Raw genomic sequence first — 17184 nt, forward strand, 5'->3', positions numbered from 1 at the left:
TTTCATTAAAGGAATCACTGGTGGCTTCGTTGAAGCTGAGGAAGTCATTGCCTGGTCTGACGAAGTGCTTGTGGAGGCTGAGAAGACCGAGGACTGGATGATAGAAATCTCGACCTGCGGCCCTGGCGATAGATTGTCGATCCTGAGCCACCTTAACACGGTTACGGGAACAGTCGATGAAGTAGCGCTCGCAGCGATGCTCGAAGGCAAGGTGTAGGTATCTGATTCAGTCGGGTAAGTTGCCTGGTCAGCATTTTTCCTAAAGGAGGTGAGAACCCCGGTCCTTGGAACTGAAAGGATTGAATCCTCCCTATAATCTTTCTCAAAAGGAGCTTTAAAATATTCTGTGCCAGAGCTCATGTAATAGTTAGCATGCTCAATTACCTAATAATATTATCGAACCGATTTCCACCTCAGTACCCATTATGACATCGAAAATTCCATTCTCCAATAAACTATCCCGCCGCGAAGCCATCACAGCCGCCGGTGCGCTTATAACCGGTTTATGTGCAGCCCCATTTGCTCAGGCTATGAAGCCTGTCGTTCGCACCAGCAAGGCACCTTTGAAGTTGAGCCTGGCGGCTTATTCAAGACGCACGTCCTTGCCGGACACTAGAAAAGATCCAAACGCAGTCGGCGAAATGGATATGCTTGGGTTTATCGATTACGCCTCCACTTTAGGAATCGATGCGGTTGAGTTAACCGGTTATTTTATGCCATACCCGTTGACCACGGCGGCATTGAATGAGATGAAGCGCCGTGCTCACATGCATGGCCTTGGCATTAGTGGGGGAGCCATCGGCAACAACTTTACCCATGATCCAGGCAGTGATGAAGGACGGAAGCAAATGCAGTATACGCGAACATGGATTGATCATTACTCCATTTTGGGTGCGCCGGTTATCCGGGTCTTTGGAGGTAAACCTGTTGGAGATATAAGCGAAGCAAAGGCGGTTAAGAACATTATTACGAACTTGAAAATCGCCTGCGATTTCGCCGCCGAAAAAGGAGTGATACTGGGAATTGAGAACCACGATTTTCTGGTCGAGATTGATCGCTTGATGCCGATTATTGAAGCTATTGATTCTCCCTGGTTTGGAGTTAACTTCGACTCGGGCAATATTGCTCCGACCGACGATCCCTATCGCGAGCTGGCACGCATTGCTCCTTACACAGTCAATGCACAAATCAAAACGGAGATTCCTATAAATGGTAATAAAGAACCATCGGATCTGGGACGTATCATTGGTATTTTGCGCAAAGCGAATTACCGGGGATACATAACCCTCGAATACGAAGGTAAGGAAGATCCGGTCAAAGCCATTCCCAAGCATTTGGCGGAGCTTCGAAGATTAATTGAGTGATTACCTTTTCGCGATTGAGAATTGTGGGGCTGGGCAACTCCTCACCTCATGAACTATAAAAACAGACTGATCCCGCTGCCGCAGAACCGCGTCTGGCGCACTTATCCAGGCGGTCGCGTTCTTGATAAACTGGTTGGCAAAAGCGATCCCTGTGACAGTCATTTCCCGGAAGACTGGATCGCCTCGGTTACACCTGCCCGGAATCCTGACTCGCACAGCGAGCATGAAGGCATTTCCAAAGTCCAGATTGACGGCCAGGAGTTGCTTTTCACGGACCTGATTGCATCAGACCCGGAGTATTTTCTAGGGAAAGATCATGTGGCTCGCTTTGGTGAGCAACTCATGGTCCTTGTCAAGCTATTGGATTCGGCGGTGCGCCTGCATTTCCAGACTCACCCCACTGCGGAATTTGCCCGAGCCCATCTCAGTTCGAACTCCGGCAAAGCGGAGGCCTATTACATTTTAAGTGTGCGCGATGGTATTGATGAGCCATACGTGTATCTGGGCTTTCAACGTCCACCCAGTCGCGAGGAGCTCAAACGCTGCATCGAAGAGCAGGACCTTGTCACCCTGGAAAGCTTTTTTGACAAGATTAAGGTTAAACCAGGAGATGTTTTATTTATCCCAGGCGGAGTCCCGCATGCCATCGGGGAGGGTATTTTCATGGTCGAAATCATGGAACCATCGGATCTTGCCGTTCGCTTCGAGTTTGAGAAGGCGGGTTACACCTTGCCCGAGTCCGCCCGATTTATGAACCGAGGGTTGGAGTTTTGTCTCGATGTGTTCGACTTCCGGCCGATGCCAGAGTCGATGGTCCGCGAGAAGTTCATGTTCGAACCTCAGTTGGAAGTGACTTACGGAGAAACCGCTCACCGCTATCACCTGATTGGCTCCGAAACTACGTCCTGTTACCGAATAAAGAAATCAGTGATCAAGGGTGCTGTAATGCGCGAAGAAAGTTCCTTCTTTACAGGTGTCATCACCGCAGGTTCCTGTGTGTTGAGAGCGGAAGGAGGAGTCATAGAGCTAAAAACGTTCGACAAGTTCTTCTGCCCCGCTGGTTTGGACTCCTACGAAATCGAGGCTGACCAGGAAGTACAAATCCTGGAGTGTTTTCCGCCTGTTTGAGCTCGCTGGCTTTTCATATCTAAAAGCTGTTGGCTCGAATGGGGGATGTCTCGTTGTTTATGAAGGAGTTAAAGCAGCGTTTCAGTATCTGGTATAACCGCAGTCACCAACGTTACGGGACTCTCTGGCGGAGCGATTCAAGAGCGTTTTGATTGAAGATGCGGCCACTTGCCTCAGGACGGTGGCTGCATACATTGATCTGAATCCCGTTCGGGCGAGTCTGGTGGAAGACCCGAAGGATTACCGATACTGTGGTTATGCGGAGGCGGTGGCGGGCAGGTCTGAGGCGCGAGCCGGTTTGCGTAGGGTTTTGGAGGTGAAGACCGAAAAATCCGCTTTAAGCGAATACCGTAAAATTCTCTTTTTGATGGGTTCCACTATTTCCCGGGAAAGCCAGAGAACCATGGATCGGGAAGCTGTCAAGAGGGTGGTGGAACAGGATGGTAAACTGCCGGCACCTCAGGTATTGAGGCTGAGGGTGCGCTACTTTACTGATGGGATGGTCCTGGGCTCCAAAGAGTATGTGAACCTGGTTTTTGAGACGCATCGTGGGCTGTTTGGGAAAAACAGAAAGACAGGAGCCCGACCCCTGAAAGGTTTCAGGGAATCCGGACTGACTGTGATGCGGGATCTCCGTAAAGGTGTGTTTACATGACACGAAATTTTCATGCCGTGTGATTCAAATGCGATATTTCAGATCAATGCAAAAGGATAGGAGGGTGCTTTAGACAGTATTATTAAGCGCGGAATGCCGGAGCCACTTTCCTCTCGCATTTCAGATTCTTTCATCCTATTCTCAGAATCGTAATTTAACAACCGCCCATGTGACAGCAGCGGTGCGTTATTGCCCTATCGCAATCAACCATAACCCTTATTCCTTATGTCTTCTTTGATCTCCCGATTTCTCGTAGTTTTTATCCCCTTCCTGTTGTTCCTGGCTCCGGTATCGGCAAAACCTGCCAAAGTTACGTTCGAACATCCCAAGCATGAATTACCGCAGTACCTGGCCGATGTGCTGAGTGATGAAGATCGGGAACTTTTCACCCGGCTCTTGAATATCAATATCGAGTCGGCCTGGGGTTATTTACGCACCCATGGCTATCCCTAAAGTTTTACCAATGCAGTGGAGCCTGTTGCAGATGATATGCGTCTGGTCGGACGCGCCCGCACGGGACGTTATCTGCCATTTCGGCAGGATCTGGTGGATCAATACAAGGAATATCAGCTTAACTATCGGTCAGCCGAAGATGCACAGCCGGGTGATGTGATTGTTTTTGACATGGGCGGAGACATTGGTTCCAGCCCGAGTGGTGATGTGACATCCACGCGTGCGATGGTAAAAGGTTGTTCCGGTATCGTGGTAAATGGCGCTATGAGGGATATCCCGGCCTTTATAAGCATGGGGTTGCCTCTGTTTACCAAAGATGGCAAAGGGCACGCACGTTTCCTCGTACGTGTTGACCAATTCCCAGCACTCGTCGACGGAGGAAGCAGGGCCGACTTCGGTGGCTGCGTATTTGCCAGCTCTCATAGCCGCGATAGTCATGGGAATGTGCAACTCCCATGGAGTGGCGATAACGACTCCATCCAGGTCGTCCCGTTCCAGCAGATTCAGATACGACAATTCATGATCGCCATAACCATCCGGTCGTGATCCCTGGGTTTTCTCGACTAGTTCCTGAGCCGCTTTCAAATTTCTGGGGAAGGTATCACAAACGGCCGTCACACTGACATTGGTCAGGCGCATGGTTGTTTTTAACATGCCCGCTCCACGTCCACCGATACCGATGAATCCGAGCTTGATGTTGCGGTCGTCCTTGCCTTGGAGATAGGCTGGGGCAGCAGATAGGGCTAAACTTGCAGCCACACCACTTTTTATAAAGGTGCGTCGTTCTATTTTGTTACTCATAGGGTATTTCTTGGGAAATGTGGGAACAAAGCAGGTATAGGTTCTTGTTTCAGTAAGAAAAATCGCGGCATAAAGCCGCTCCTACCGCTTTTCCCGATTGAATGAAATGTTTGTTCTGAGTGCAAAATTAATAGTTTAACTTCCAAGACAATCCCTAATCCTCCATACTGATTCTGTCCTCTGGAACGTAACCGACCGTTTTCGCCGTATGTTCTAAGTCAACCCACCGATGGTCACTATTCGATATGCCGTAGAGGATTTCAAACTTCAGGTTATCGTGTGCCTCGACACTCAGTTCGACGAGTCGAACCATGTCATTTTTAGTGCTGGCGTTCGGAAGCACTGGTTTTGGGACTTTATCCATCGAGTGGACGCCACCCATACGAATGCAGATACATGAAAGATCTGTCGTGCTGCTATACATCCGCGCCAACGTTTCTCCGAATACTTTACTGGAACCGTAAAAATTGATCGGCCATGTTGGATGCGATGTGGTTATGGGTTTAAAAGATTCAGGTACGCTTGTATACTTTCTTTCATGGATACTCTTGTAGGGTTCGACGTTATAGAAATAACCAAAACTTACCTGAATGGAGCTCGCATAAATCACCCGCCGAACACCTACTCGCTTGGCTGCTTCGAACATGTGGTAAGTGGCCTCAATGTTATTTTTCAGAGTACTTTCCCACGGAGCTTGGTCATCAGGATCAGCTGCCATATGTATGACGGTATCCATACCTTGAAATGCCTGCTCTAAATCGCCAATGTCTGACATGTCCGATAGAAAAAAATGATGCTCAGGCACATCAGCTACCTCATCTGCATGGACCCTCGTTGATGGCTGTCTGCTTCGATCCATGCCGTATACCTCGTATTGATCGGGTTTTTCAATTAAGTGTCTGTAGACACAGCTCCCTACCAACCCATAGACGCCTGTAATCAAAATCGATTGTTTTACCATGTGTTTGAGATTGTTGGTACGCGTGTTTCTTCTGGCAAGCTTAGCTAGATATTTTGGTGAAAAACCAATTATTAATGTAACAAGATTAACTCTTTAGTGATTGCTCAGATCCGATTAGTTTTTCGAAGCACTTGTCAAAATCAAGGTTCACATAGAAAAAGAATTTCCAGAAATCTCATTAGAGCTAAGGTATAATTTGGCCGGGCAGAGAGGTGGGGCAACGGCACAATTACAGGAATAGCAGATTCGATCTTCAAATTTGTCTGGAGACTAAGCGCTACAGACCTTTATCTTGGATTTTCCAATGGGAGGAAACTCAAGAAACAAAATGTTAGTATCGGTGGCGATTCTGTTCGCCTGCCTGATTTCCATGGGTGTGGCTAACGCCTCCTCTCAAAATTGGCCGCAATTCCTGGGACCAGGTGGTTTGGCGGATGCCGGCGCACAGAATATTCCGATTGAGTTCGGGCCGGATAAAAACCTGCTCTGGAGGACCACTATTTTCAGAGGCAATTCCTCGCCTGTCATTTGGGGTAAGCGCTTGTTCTTAAGCGGGTATCGTGACCAGGAGCGAGTCATGGTGGCTTTGGACTGTACAAATGGAAATTTGCTCTGGGAGAAAATCGTAATGGCCAATAGCCAGGAGCAGTTTACCCACCGTCTTTCAGGCCCGGCTGAGTCAACTCCGTGTACGGACGGGAAGCGCGTTTACTTTTATTTCGGAAATTACGGATTAATCGCCCTCGACTTTGATGGTGCTCTGGTTTGGGAAAAAAAGCTGAGCAAACCTCGCACCGGAATGGGCACCGGAACTTCACCGATCCTCGTGGGCGAATTGTTGATTCTTATCAGGGACGGCACGGATGATCCCTGCGTCCTGGCATTGGATACTGCGACTGGGGAGGAGCGTTGGAAGCATCCGCGTCCAGGATACAATGCCAGCCACGCCTCTCCGTTTTTATGGAAGAACCGCCTTCGAACTGAGTTGATCATTGCCGGAAACAAATCGCTGGTTTCCCTCAACCCAACTACAGGTCAACAGATGTGGAAAGTTGAAGACACCAATGGATTTCCTTGCACGACACCCACCGGTAATTCCGAAATGCTATTCTTTGCTTCCTGGTCTGCCAACAGCTCGGTTGGACGAGATACCCTGGAAGCCCACTTTGACGATGATTTGGTTTTTACGGATGAAGAATTGGAAAACCCGAAGGTGTTTTTTAGACGATTTGATCAGAACCAGGATGGCGTAATCGAAATCGACGAAATGCCGCAAAGTCGTGCCAGAGACGTTTTTACGTGGCTGGACCGAAATGATAACCTGCTTTGGGAACCGGATGAATTTTCAGTCCTGACCCGACCCACTGGAAAAGGAAGAAACATTATGGTCGCAGTAAAGCCAGGAGGAGAGGGTAGACTGAACGACACGGATTTCATTGCATGGGATTGGCGGAAGAACCTGCCTTATGTTGCGTCACCGCTTGTGAGCGAAAATCGCGTCTACCTGGTAAAGTCGCTGGGTATCATATCGTGCCTCAACACTGAAACAGGAGAACCCTTTTTCGATGGGAAACGAACTGGAATCAAAGGTGAGTATTTCGCTTCTCCCATAAAAGTCGGTGACAAGATCTTGTTTCCATCCTGCCAGGGGTCCGTATTTGTGATAAAGGATAACGAGGATTTTGAGATATTGTCCGAGAACGTAATCGACGAAGAAATTATTGCTTCACCCGCGGTTGTCGACGACACCATCTACCTTCGCTCGCTCAATAGCCTGTGGGCATTTAGAACCGGTTTTACAGAAGGTAATTGATCGGCTGCTTGAAACGGCCCGAAATTGAAAGCAACCGGTGAGAGCGTCGAAAAGTATCTCAGCAAGTCGCTTAGAAATGTTTAGAATAATCCGGTGGACCTGAATGATGTCACAGAGAGGTCCAACCGCTCCTTCAAAGGGATCAAAACAACTATGATTCTGTACCCATTATTCTGTTTTAAATAAATGCTATCAGATTTTTGCGTAATTTAGCGCATTTTGTAGTTAAACATTTTTATTTGTAGTTTCTTAACCAAAAGTCTTTGCCAAGGCTACGACAAGGCACGGCTGATGACACTGATTTTCACTGATGAAAAAAGACAAAATTATTCGGGGTCCATTATTGGTTAGTTTATACAGGTTCGGCTAAAGTCGGTCCTACATTCGTTTTCGATGAATACTACCCCGTAGAAAGAATCGAATGGCGTTTGAAACTTTGAGGATTAGTGATTGCTCAAATCCGATAAGTTTTTTGAATTAACTCGAAGCGCTTCTTCTTAACCCTATTCCAAGCACATGAAACAAGAATCAGAAACACCCCAATCTATCTCTCGTCGTACTTTCCTTGGCCATGCCGCAGCTGTCTCGGCACTGGGCGTGATACCCTACACCTCATCGGCCGCTTCCTACACAAACAGTATCGGCGCGAACGATCGCATACGTATCGGCCAGATCGGTTGCGGCCAACGCGGTTTCGGTACTCACCAACGCTATGTAAAGCAACACGCACAGGGGGAAAACCTGGAAGTCGTCGCGGTTTGCGATCCCTACCGGCCAGCCCGGGAAAAAGCGGCTGCGAATGTAAAGGAATGGTCCGGTAAAGCCCCTAAGCAATTCACCAGCTACCGCGACATGCTGGAAATGAAAGATCTGGATGCAGTGATGATCGCTTCACCCGATCATGTCCACACGCTCCACCTGGAAGCAGTAGCCAAGGCAGGGAAGCACTGTTACGCGGAGAAGCCGCTTGGCATAGAGTTCGAAGCGTTGAAGCGGGCAGTTGACGCAGCTGAAGAAGCGAAGATCATTGTCCAGGTCGGCACGCAACAGCGAACGGAACCCTCCAACGTCGGATGCCAGAAGCTTTTGGAATCAGGTATCCTCGGGCATCTATCGCGTGTCGAACAGGTGCGCAATGCAGCCGAACCGTATTGGTATAAACGCGTTGATCTTTCTGTTAGAAAAGAGGATCTCGATTGGGACGAGTTTACCAACGGAAGAACCGACAAACCCTTCGACCCGCTGTTATACACCGGATGGTATGGCTATTACGAATTCTGCCAGGGCCCGGTACCCCAATGGGGCAGTCATTACATAGATCTGGTTCATTACCTGACTGGCCTTCACATACCGGAAACCTGTAATTGCCATGGCGGCACCTACACCTGGAAAGATCACTACAACTTTACCGCTCCTGACCAGATAGATGCCATCTGGAGTTATCCGGAAAATACCGTGGTGACTTACACCACCAATTTTGGAAACAGCAGCGGAAACCGCACCCGTATCCTGGGCGAAAAAGGAACCCTGGAACTGGAACGCCGCGGTTCTGCCATTTACACGGCAGAAGGTGGAATCAATCGAGATGGATCGATTCGGGGCGAAAACGAAGTGAAAGACATTCAACGGGCCGATCACTTTCAGAATTGGTTCCAGGCCTTACGAGGAAAAGTCAAACCCCACGCACCTCTTGAAGCTGGTTATCGCCACGCGGTGGCAACGATCATGGCTCAAATGTCCTATGAATCAGGCAGGAGGTCGCGTTATCATCCTGATAGCAGAACCATAACCCTGGATTGAAAAACCAAGGTTTGAATTCTATGACCGAAACTATTCGATTCGGCCTGGTTGGCTTTGGGCGCTTTGGTGGCAATCACGCACGCGCCATTGCGAATGCGGAAGGCGCTGAACTGGCTGGAGTGGCGGCAAAGTCTTCTGACAGTATTGCGGCGGCGGCAATGGAATTTCCCGACGTGTTTATAACCTCCGATTTTCACGAACTGATTGCGCGTGACGATATTGATGTTATCGATGTCGCACTTCCCACCTATCTGCATTTCGAAGTTGCGAAGGCCGCGCTCGAGGCAGGTAAACATGTCTTTATCGAAAAGCCCATGACGCCTTCCACCGAAGAGTGCCGTGAACTGGTTCGCCTGGCCAAAGAGCGGGATCTCGTGATCGCAATCGGGTTCAAGCGTCGGGCGGCACGACTCTGGGGGCAGGTAAATGAGCTGGTAAATGATGGCGTGATCGGTGAGCCGCAACACGCGCTGTTTGAATTGTGGCGCTGGCCCTATCGGCAGGGAGCCGATGGTTGGCGGTATGACATCCGACGCGTGGGCAGTTGGGAATTGGAAGAGCCGGTTCATTGTTTCGACATGGCACGTTGGTATTTTACTCCGACCGCCGGAGAAATCGTGTCGGTTTACGCCAAGGCCAATTCACGTCAGGAAGGCCATCCGGAGCTACACGACAATTTTACCGCCATTCTGGAATTCGAAAACGGTGCACACGCCACGATTGCACAGACCTTGAGCGCCTGGGGACATCAACACGGTTTGAAATTAACCGGAAAGAAAGGTGCGATCATGGCAACATGGCGCGGAGCCACCGATGACGCACCGGCAAGGCAAACGCTGGACTACATGTGCAGCGAGTCGCGCCAGGGCGAAGTTGAATCTGTCGAGTTTACTGAAGAAGCAAGCGAGCTGTATGAGTTGGAGCGGGAAATGGAAGCCTTCGTGCGGGCGATTCACGGAGAGGGCTCCGTAATCGCTGATGGAAACGACGGGGTGTGGTCTATCGCTTTGTGCGAGGCGGCGCATCGTTCAATTGAAACCGGGGAAGTGGTTTCCATGAAAGGATTCAAACCGTGAGCGACACGACTAATCGCACAGCGGACAGTCCCTGGTGGAAAGGTGTCACTCGCTATCAGTGGCTGGTGCTCGTTATAGCCTCGCTGGGCTGGATCTTTGACACTTTCGAAGGTCAGATTTTTGTCACGAGCATGAACGAGATGATGGCGTCGCTCTTGCCGGAGGACGTTCCAAGCGAGAAGCGGGATGCGGTGGCGAAGCTGGCGTTGGGCGCGTTCCTGGTTGGTGGCGCAGTGGGCGGCGTGTATTTCGGTATGTTGAGCGATCGCATCGGCCGTGCGCGGACGATGATTATAACCATTCTTGTGTATTCCCTCTTTACCTGTTTGACGGCATTTGCCCAATCAACCACGCAAGTGATCGGGCTCCGTTTTTTTGTAGCGATGGGCGTGGGTGGCGAATGGGCGGTGGCGAGTGCCATGGTGGCAGAGGTGTTTCCGCGCTTTGCGCGAGTGCGTTCGTTGGGCATATTTCATGCGACAAGCGCGATGGGTTCCTATTTGGCGATCGCGGCGGGAGCCTTCATCGTCGGCAATCCGGCGTTAAAGACGGAGGCGATTCCGGATTTGAACTGGCGGTTGGCGTTTGCCCTTGGTGCACTGCCGGCGTTGTTGACAATCTGGATACGCGTAAAACTAAAGGAGCCGGATAGTTGGAAGAGGGCGGTGGAAGTCGCCAAGAAGGATCCGACCAAACAAACCGGCCGAATTGGAGATTTGTTTAAAGGCGAATTGAGGCGCCGTACTCTGGTGGGTGTCGCTCTGGCAGCGATCGGACTGGCAACTTTCTGGGGGGTAAAGATCTATGGACGCAATCTGATGCGCAGCGCGGCAGAGCGGGAGGTGATTTCGCAAAACGCAGAATCGCTCTCGAATAACGAGGCGGCTCTGGAGGCGAATTTCAGCCAGATCAAGAAGCAGGAAATGACGGGACACTTCCTGGTGATGACAGGTGGATTGTTGGGCATGCTGGCATTTGGACCTATCAGCGAGCGACTGGGGCGGCGCGGGGCGTTTTCATTTTTCTTTGTGGGAGGATTTGTCAGCAGCGCGTTGCTGTTCGGATTGTTTACAGAGAGAGGTATTATATTCTACTGGTGGGCACTGCCTGTGTTTGGATTTCTGGTGAGCGGTATTCACTCCGGCTATGCCATTTATTTTCCGGAGCTTTTCCCATCGCGCCTGCGCGGGACTGGAGGTGGACTGTGTTTTAATCTGGGGCGGATTATTGCAGCTCCTGTCTTGTTTCTAACTGCCTGGATGCAGCAATCCCAGGGGGTTACGACCAATCAGACCGCCGCCCTGTTGAGCGGATTCTTTTTGCTGGGTCTGATTGTCGTTAAATTTGCGCCGGAGACTCAGGGAGAGGAACTGCCCGAGTAATCCCCATTTCGTTTTATGATGAATTCATACAAAGATATGAAATTGCTTTTCGGAGACATGCACAATCATTGCGGCATTTCCTACGCGCATGGTTCGTTGGAAGACGCTTTGCGTAACGCCCGTGAGCGGCTCGATTTTGTGAGTGTCACCGGACACGCGCATTGGCCGGATATGCCAAATCCGAACGCGGACATTCAATACATTATTGATTTCCATGAAGAGGGCTTCGCCAAGCTCAAGGCTGGTTGGCCGAAGATGATGGAGGTCTTGAAGGAATTCAACGACGAGGGAAGTTTTGTCGTGTTTCCGGGGTTTGAAGTTCATTTCTGTGCCTGCGGAGATCGCAACATGCTCTACAAGGATCTGGAGGGTGAGATTCTGTACCCAAAAGATCTGGTCGACCTGCACAATCAACTGCGTGTTCTGCGAGAGCAGGGCAGGGATTCCATCGCTCAGCCACACCATCTTGGTTACCTGAAAGGTACGCGCGGCATCGATTGGGACAGCTTCAGTCCGGAGTTTGCGCCTTTTGTTGAAATGCTTTCCATGCACGGCTGTTCAGAGTCCTCGGAGAACATCAAGCCGTTCCTGCATTCCATGGGACCCAGCGACTGGCAAAGCACGATCCATTACGGATTGAAACAAGGGCATGTGTTTGGCTTCTCGGGTGGTACGGATCACCATAGCGCACATCCCGGAAGTTATGGGCATGGAATGACCGGGCTCTGGGCGGAGTCCGGCAATCGTGAGGATGTCTGGAACGCGTTGTTGCAGCGACGCATGTTTGCGTTGACGGGCGACCGAATGGATCTGCGGTTTACAGTGAACGGCGCGCCGATGGGATCTGAGATTGCGGCGACCGATAAGCGCCGCATCGAGTTCGCACTTCAAGCTGGAGGAGCCATTGACTACGTGGACATTCTGCGCGACGGAGAATTGGTGAAGCGATTTTCGCAATATGAAATGGATGGAGCCAAAACAATAAATGACGATTTGATTCATACGAAAATTTATCTGGAATTGGGGTGGGGTGCTCGCCACAAAACCTGCCATTGGCAAGCAGAGCTGGGAATAACAGAAGGTGAAATCAAGGCTGTGGAGCCACGCTTTCGAGGACGGGAAGTGGTGTCGCCAGTGGAGGCAGAGGACATCGGAAGCTACCACACCAGCAAGGTTTTGGAGGCTGGGGCTCAGTCCGTTCGATTTGAAACTCTCACCAGCGGCAATCCGAATAATTCCACCAATATGTCGCAAGGCATGTGCTTGGAAGTGACTATGCCGCGAGACGCGACCGTGTGGGCAAATCTGAATGACAAGCGTGTTGAGTGGTCGTTGGCGTCGTTGATGGAGGGCGCGCGGTCAGGAGTGATGAAGGATATCGACTCTCCTGCTTGGCGTTTCAATCGCGCACCAAATCCGAACCAATGGAAATGGTCGGGTGAATGGGAAGATGATGGCGGTAAAGGCAATTCTTACTATCTTCGAGTACGCCAGCGCAATGATCAGTGGGGTTGGAGCTCGCCCGTTTTTTTGAATTCCTAAGTCAATTTGTCCGATGAAAACCGAATTAAATTTCTGCCTCCTGAAAACAAGTATTTTCCGCCGCCGTTTCATTGGAGACGTCGGCGTCATTGCCGGAGCGATGACAATTTTACCGTTGTTGAATCTGAGTGCTGTCGAAACCCATGGTCCATGGATTTCACTGTTCAACGGAAAGGACCTGGCTGGTTGGAAAGGCGTCAATGGCACAATGACCAACTGGAAGATCAAAAACGGATTGCTGGTTAGCACCGGCCGGTGGGAGGGAAACGCAACCTGGATTGCTCACGAGCAGGTGTTCGCCGACTTTGAACTGGAGGTGGAATTTCGATACGACCCCGGTTGCAACAGCGGTGTCTTCTTCCGGACGCCGCTTGTAGAAAAAAGTCCGGCCTACCTGGGTAACGAAATTCAAATCGCAGACATGACCGATGAGAAACTGCTCGAGAAGATTACTTCCGACCGGTACATGGGCGCGCTTTATAACGTAGCCTCTCCAACCGGCGATGCGACGAAGAAACCGGGGGAATGGCAAGGAATGAACGTACGCTGTGTCGGTGAGCGCTTCCGTGTAACCGTCAACGACTTACTTGTTCAGGATTTCGATCTGACTCAATTTCCCGAAGATGTTAAGAAGGCACATCCCGGTCTGCTACGATCAGACGGTCATATCGGATTGCAAAATAAAGACGTCCGGATCGAATTCCGTAAAGTTCGCATCCGGGAAATCCAATAATGAATAGATCACCCGCGGTTTTTTATAGGTCGTTTTAATCCAAGAAATTTCATTATAGTAAGCTTTATGTCTGATTCAAAATCACACAATGAGGACGTGTTGTTCCGACCGTTTCCATTTGGAAGGATAACTTTGCCGAACCGTATCGTAATGGCGCCCATGACTCGCAACAAATCGCCGGGCAATGTCCCAGGTGCCGAAGTGGCGGCCTATTACCGTCGTCGGGCGGAAGGTGGTATAGGACTGATTGTTACCGAGGGAACTCATCCGGGTTTTAAGGGAGCACAGGGTTACCCCGATGTGCCGAATTTTCATGGCACCGAGGCTCTTGCTGGTTGGAAAAAAGTGGCAGCTGAAGTTCATCAAGCCGGCGGATTTATCATTCCCCAGATCTGGCACGTAGGTAGTATTCGAAAAAAAGGCATCGGCTCGAATCCGGAAGATGCCGTAGTGGGTCCTTCGCCGGTTATGCATCCATTTTACCTGATGGATGGCGAACTCCCGGAGGGGGCTGAAGTGCCCGAAGAAATGAGTCAGTCCGACATCGACGCTTGCGTCGCCGCCTATGCCAATGCCGCCGAAGATGCCCTCGAAAATGGCTTCGACGGCGTCGAAATTCATGGTGCCCACAGCTACTTGATCGATCAGTTTTTCTGGGAAGCAACCAATCGCCGTGTGGACAGCTACGGTGGTAACCTGGCCCAACGAACCCGTTTTGCGGTCGAAATTATCCAGGCTATGCGCGCCCGTGTGCCCGATAATTTTCCAATCGTGTTTCGATTTTCCCAGTGGAAGAGCGGCGACTATTATCACAAAATGGCCCGCTCACCCGAGGAGTTGGAGTCATTCCTGTTGCCCCTCAGTGAGGCAGGCGTAGATATTTTTCATTGCAGTACACGGCGCTTTAACGATCCGGAATTTAAGGGTTCCAACCTGAACCTCGCAGGCTGGACCAAGCGATTGACCGGCAAACCGTCGATCACGGTTGGCAGTGTCGGGCTGGACAATGACTTTTTGAGAACCTTTGGCGGCCAGGAAGCCAACGCATCCGATATCAGCGCCCTGATTGGACGTATGGAAGAAAGTGAATTTGATCTGGTAGCGGTAGGACGGGCGTTGCTCTCGGATCCGGCCTGGGCTCAGAAAATTCAAACTGGCAGGGAAAAAGAAATTGTCGAATTTACCCGCGAGTATATGCAGAAACTGGCATGACCTGGTAGACCTGAGCAACTTATCTGGCAGCACGCTTTTTGGCTGCTGCAGAATCGGTACATTATAGAAACTGCGTTGCACTTTATGAATCTCGAATAAGACCGTCTCCTTTAGCGTCTCGCAAATTTGTTTTTTTTTGATTCCAATTTAGAGGAATTCTTCAAACACTTTCATTTGGTATAAATTTCAATTCCAATAATTATGGCTGTAGCGAACCCTACTAAGTTTGAAAACATGATGCCCTCTAGACCGACGATTGAAGCGGAACGGTTGCATCGTAAACAACAACTAGCCGGCGCGTTTCGAGTCTTTGGGAAATTTGGTTTTTCCGAAGGTGTAGCCGGACATATTACAGCTCGTGATCCTGAGTTGACTGATCATTTTTGGGTTAATCCTTTTGGTATATCTTTTAATAAAATCAAAGTATCAGATTTGGTTTTGGTTAATGAAGAGGGCGAAATCGTGGAAGGAAAACATGAATTGTTGAACAAAGCAGCCTTTGCCATTCACTCCCGAATTCATGCGGCTCGACCCGATGCCATTGCAGCAGCCCATGCTCATTCGATTTATGGAAAAACATGGTCGGTTTTTGGAAAACACCTGGATCCTATCACCCAAGATGCATGCGCTTTCTATGATGATCATGGATTTTTCGACGATTATACAGGTGTGGTGAACGAGCTCGGCGAAGGTGATCGAATTGCTGAGGCGTTAGGGGATAAAAAAGCGGCTATTTTAAAAAACCACGGATTGCTAACTGTTGGAGGATCAGTCGAGGAAGCAGCTTGGTGGTTCATCAGTATGGAGCGCTGTTGCCAGGCCCAAATATTAGCAGAGTCAACCGGAAATAATATTCACATTATCGATCATGAAACAGCACTATTTACTCGAAATGATGGCGTTGGTTTTCCTATTGCGGGATGGTTTAGTTATCAACCCATTTGGCAGGACATCGTAGCGGCGAATCCGGATTTGTTGGATTAGTCTTTGAGAACAATTAGAGGCGACCTATTTTTGCTGTTTAACCCAACGCGCAAAGTCAGCTTCTATTTCTTCCGTCCAGGTGGTGTCTAATTGTCCGGGTGTGTATGTGCCTTGCTGCAGCATGAGTGCGCTCCACTGATCGCGCCGCCGGACATCCTCAGAGGATTCAACGACCGTTTCTGCAAGCTGAGGTGGAATGAACATCAATCCTTCAGGATCCCCGAGGACTATGTCTCCAGGCATGACAGTGGTATCGCCAATTCGGATCGGCACATTGATACCCATCAACATGGTATTTCGCACACCCCCGTGTGTGATGGAGGAGGGATGAAACGTTCGGACATAGCCTTTGAATCCTTCGATTTCCTGAATACCGGAAAGGTCGCGTAGTCCGCCTTCGATAACGATGCCATTTTTAGATTTCGCATAGATGGCCGTTGCCAAACGATCACCTAAAAAATTGTAACCAGACATGTCGACCACGAGCACATCACCAGGCTGGAGGGTGTCGATGACCCAAGAGTTGTGTCCTGTGCCACTGCGCCCTTCAGCCTTACCTTGTGCGTCAACGACAGCCCTAACATCTGGACGCGTAGGAAGAAACGAAGCGGTGACTACACGACCAACCAGACGATCCGAAGAGGCGTTGAACTCCTTCCAGTCGCCTTCGAAATGGTCCTTAAATCCCCCTTCCCGGTAGATTACACTCCAAGCTTCCTCAGCTGTCACGTTTTTCATCCTTTCCAGAATCGAATCGGACACTTTGGGACGTCCGTCTTCAAAACGCTCACCCTCCCAGGCACTCGTGAACAAGATCCGTTGTTCCGGGGTGTACATATTCAATTGCGCGTAACCTCCAAGGACGAAGGCAAGGGCCATAAATACGCCCAGGCAGATACCTCGATTCGAGCTTAGCAAAAGTTTATTTCCAGTCCTCATAAAGCATCCTTTGTTGTGCATAAACATGTTGTATAGCAGCTTAGGCTCCTCCCCGGACGGCCGTCAAGAACGGAGAAAACTATTTTACCGACTGTTCGGTAGAATATATGCTTGATGCCGTAGGACAACATATCCTTAATGAGATTCCATGAATCGAAGGCAATTTTTGAAAGCATCTTTGTTTCTTCCGATGGGTGCGTGGATGTCGCATTACAATCTACTGGCTCAACCCGCGCTAAACCAGATCAAGATCACAGCCATCAAATCGATTGTAGGGCACTTTGATAAATTAACTCATTGACAGTCAGTTGCTTATATACAATAAGAAGGTTATATATGAA

At 49.8% G+C, this 17184-nt stretch carries 17 protein-coding genes; 14 read left to right on the top strand and 3 right to left on the bottom strand.

All coding sequences use genetic code 11. From position 1 onward, the window contains the following. From O3C43_20470 to O3C43_20490, 5 genes are all read left to right on the top strand, one after another. Positions 1-217 (top strand): hypothetical protein (locus O3C43_20470; protein ID MDA1068867.1); only part of this gene is annotated, 217 nt, incomplete at its 5' end. A 208-nt stretch (positions 218-425) separates the two neighbouring features. After that, positions 426-1364, top strand: a complete 939-nt coding sequence (locus O3C43_20475; GenBank protein ID MDA1068868.1) for a sugar phosphate isomerase/epimerase — start codon at positions 426-428, stop codon at positions 1362-1364. A gap of 48 nt (positions 1365-1412) precedes the next feature. Then, complete coding sequence (locus O3C43_20480; GenBank protein MDA1068869.1) at positions 1413-2492, top strand: class I mannose-6-phosphate isomerase; 1080 nt, start codon at positions 1413-1415, stop codon at positions 2490-2492. A 181-nt stretch (positions 2493-2673) separates the two neighbouring features. Further along, positions 2674-3147: a hypothetical protein gene (locus O3C43_20485; GenBank protein MDA1068870.1), complete on the top strand. Its 474-nt coding sequence runs from the start codon at positions 2674-2676 to the stop codon at positions 3145-3147. Between the two features lie 225 nt (positions 3148-3372). After that, on the top strand, positions 3373-3600 hold the full coding sequence (locus tag O3C43_20490) for a hypothetical protein (GenBank protein MDA1068871.1): 228 nt from the start codon (positions 3373-3375) through the stop codon (positions 3598-3600). A 129-nt stretch (positions 3601-3729) separates the two neighbouring features. On the opposite strand, the gene O3C43_20495 is transcribed toward O3C43_20490, so the two are convergent. Both O3C43_20495 and O3C43_20500 read right to left on the bottom strand, forming a co-directional pair. Further along, the gene (locus tag O3C43_20495) at positions 3730-4401 is read right to left on the bottom strand and encodes a Gfo/Idh/MocA family oxidoreductase (GenBank protein MDA1068872.1); all 672 of its coding nucleotides are present in this window, start codon (positions 4399-4401) and stop codon (positions 3730-3732) included. A gap of 154 nt (positions 4402-4555) precedes the next feature. Next, positions 4556-5362, bottom strand: coding sequence for an NAD(P)-dependent oxidoreductase (locus O3C43_20500; protein MDA1068873.1), 807 nt, complete (start codon positions 5360-5362; stop codon positions 4556-4558). Between the two features lie 328 nt (positions 5363-5690). Here O3C43_20500 and O3C43_20505 point away from each other — a divergent pair, with 328 nt between their 5' ends. The 8 genes from O3C43_20505 to O3C43_20540 all read left to right on the top strand — a co-directional run bounded on the left by O3C43_20505 (position 5691) and on the right by O3C43_20540 (position 15904). Beyond that, positions 5691-7175 carry a PQQ-binding-like beta-propeller repeat protein gene (locus tag O3C43_20505; protein MDA1068874.1) on the top strand — a complete coding sequence of 495 codons (1485 nt, stop codon included), beginning with the start codon at positions 5691-5693 and terminating at the stop codon, positions 7173-7175. A gap of 516 nt (positions 7176-7691) precedes the next feature. Then, entirely contained in the window at positions 7692-8975 is a 1284-nt protein-coding gene (locus O3C43_20510; protein ID MDA1068875.1) for a Gfo/Idh/MocA family oxidoreductase, read from the top strand. A 20-nt stretch (positions 8976-8995) separates the two neighbouring features. Continuing rightward, positions 8996-10051, top strand: a complete 1056-nt coding sequence (locus O3C43_20515) for a Gfo/Idh/MocA family oxidoreductase (GenBank protein MDA1068876.1) — start codon at positions 8996-8998, stop codon at positions 10049-10051. Next, positions 10048-11433, top strand: coding sequence for an MFS transporter (locus O3C43_20520; protein ID MDA1068877.1), 1386 nt, complete (start codon positions 10048-10050; stop codon positions 11431-11433). The genes O3C43_20515 and O3C43_20520 overlap by 4 nt, the downstream gene beginning before the upstream one ends. Positions 11434-11448: 15 nt before the next feature. Continuing rightward, entirely contained in the window at positions 11449-12975 is a 1527-nt protein-coding gene (locus O3C43_20525; protein ID MDA1068878.1) for a DUF3604 domain-containing protein, read from the top strand. Between the two features lie 13 nt (positions 12976-12988). Next, complete coding sequence (locus O3C43_20530) at positions 12989-13708, top strand: DUF1080 domain-containing protein (protein MDA1068879.1); 720 nt, start codon at positions 12989-12991, stop codon at positions 13706-13708. 66 nt (positions 13709-13774) lie between these two features. After that, a complete protein-coding gene (locus O3C43_20535) occupies positions 13775-14920 on the top strand; it encodes an NADH:flavin oxidoreductase (protein ID MDA1068880.1) in 1146 nt (381 codons plus the stop codon). Between the two features lie 234 nt (positions 14921-15154). After that, positions 15155-15904, top strand: coding sequence for a class II aldolase/adducin family protein (locus O3C43_20540; protein MDA1068881.1), 750 nt, complete (start codon positions 15155-15157; stop codon positions 15902-15904). A gap of 24 nt (positions 15905-15928) precedes the next feature. Here O3C43_20540 and O3C43_20545 read toward each other — a convergent pair whose 3' ends face one another. Next, positions 15929-16843 (bottom strand): RraA family protein, encoded by a 915-nt coding sequence (locus O3C43_20545; protein MDA1068882.1) that lies wholly within the window; start codon positions 16841-16843, stop codon positions 15929-15931. A gap of 148 nt (positions 16844-16991) precedes the next feature. Here O3C43_20545 and O3C43_20550 point away from each other — a divergent pair, with 148 nt between their 5' ends. Then, entirely contained in the window at positions 16992-17144 is a 153-nt protein-coding gene (locus O3C43_20550) for a hypothetical protein (GenBank protein ID MDA1068883.1), read from the top strand. Positions 17145-17184 lie beyond the last annotated feature (40 nt).

The sequence above is a fragment of the Verrucomicrobiota bacterium genome (genome assembly GCA_027622555.1).
GTDB lineage: Bacteria > Verrucomicrobiota > Verrucomicrobiia > Opitutales > UBA2995 > UBA2995.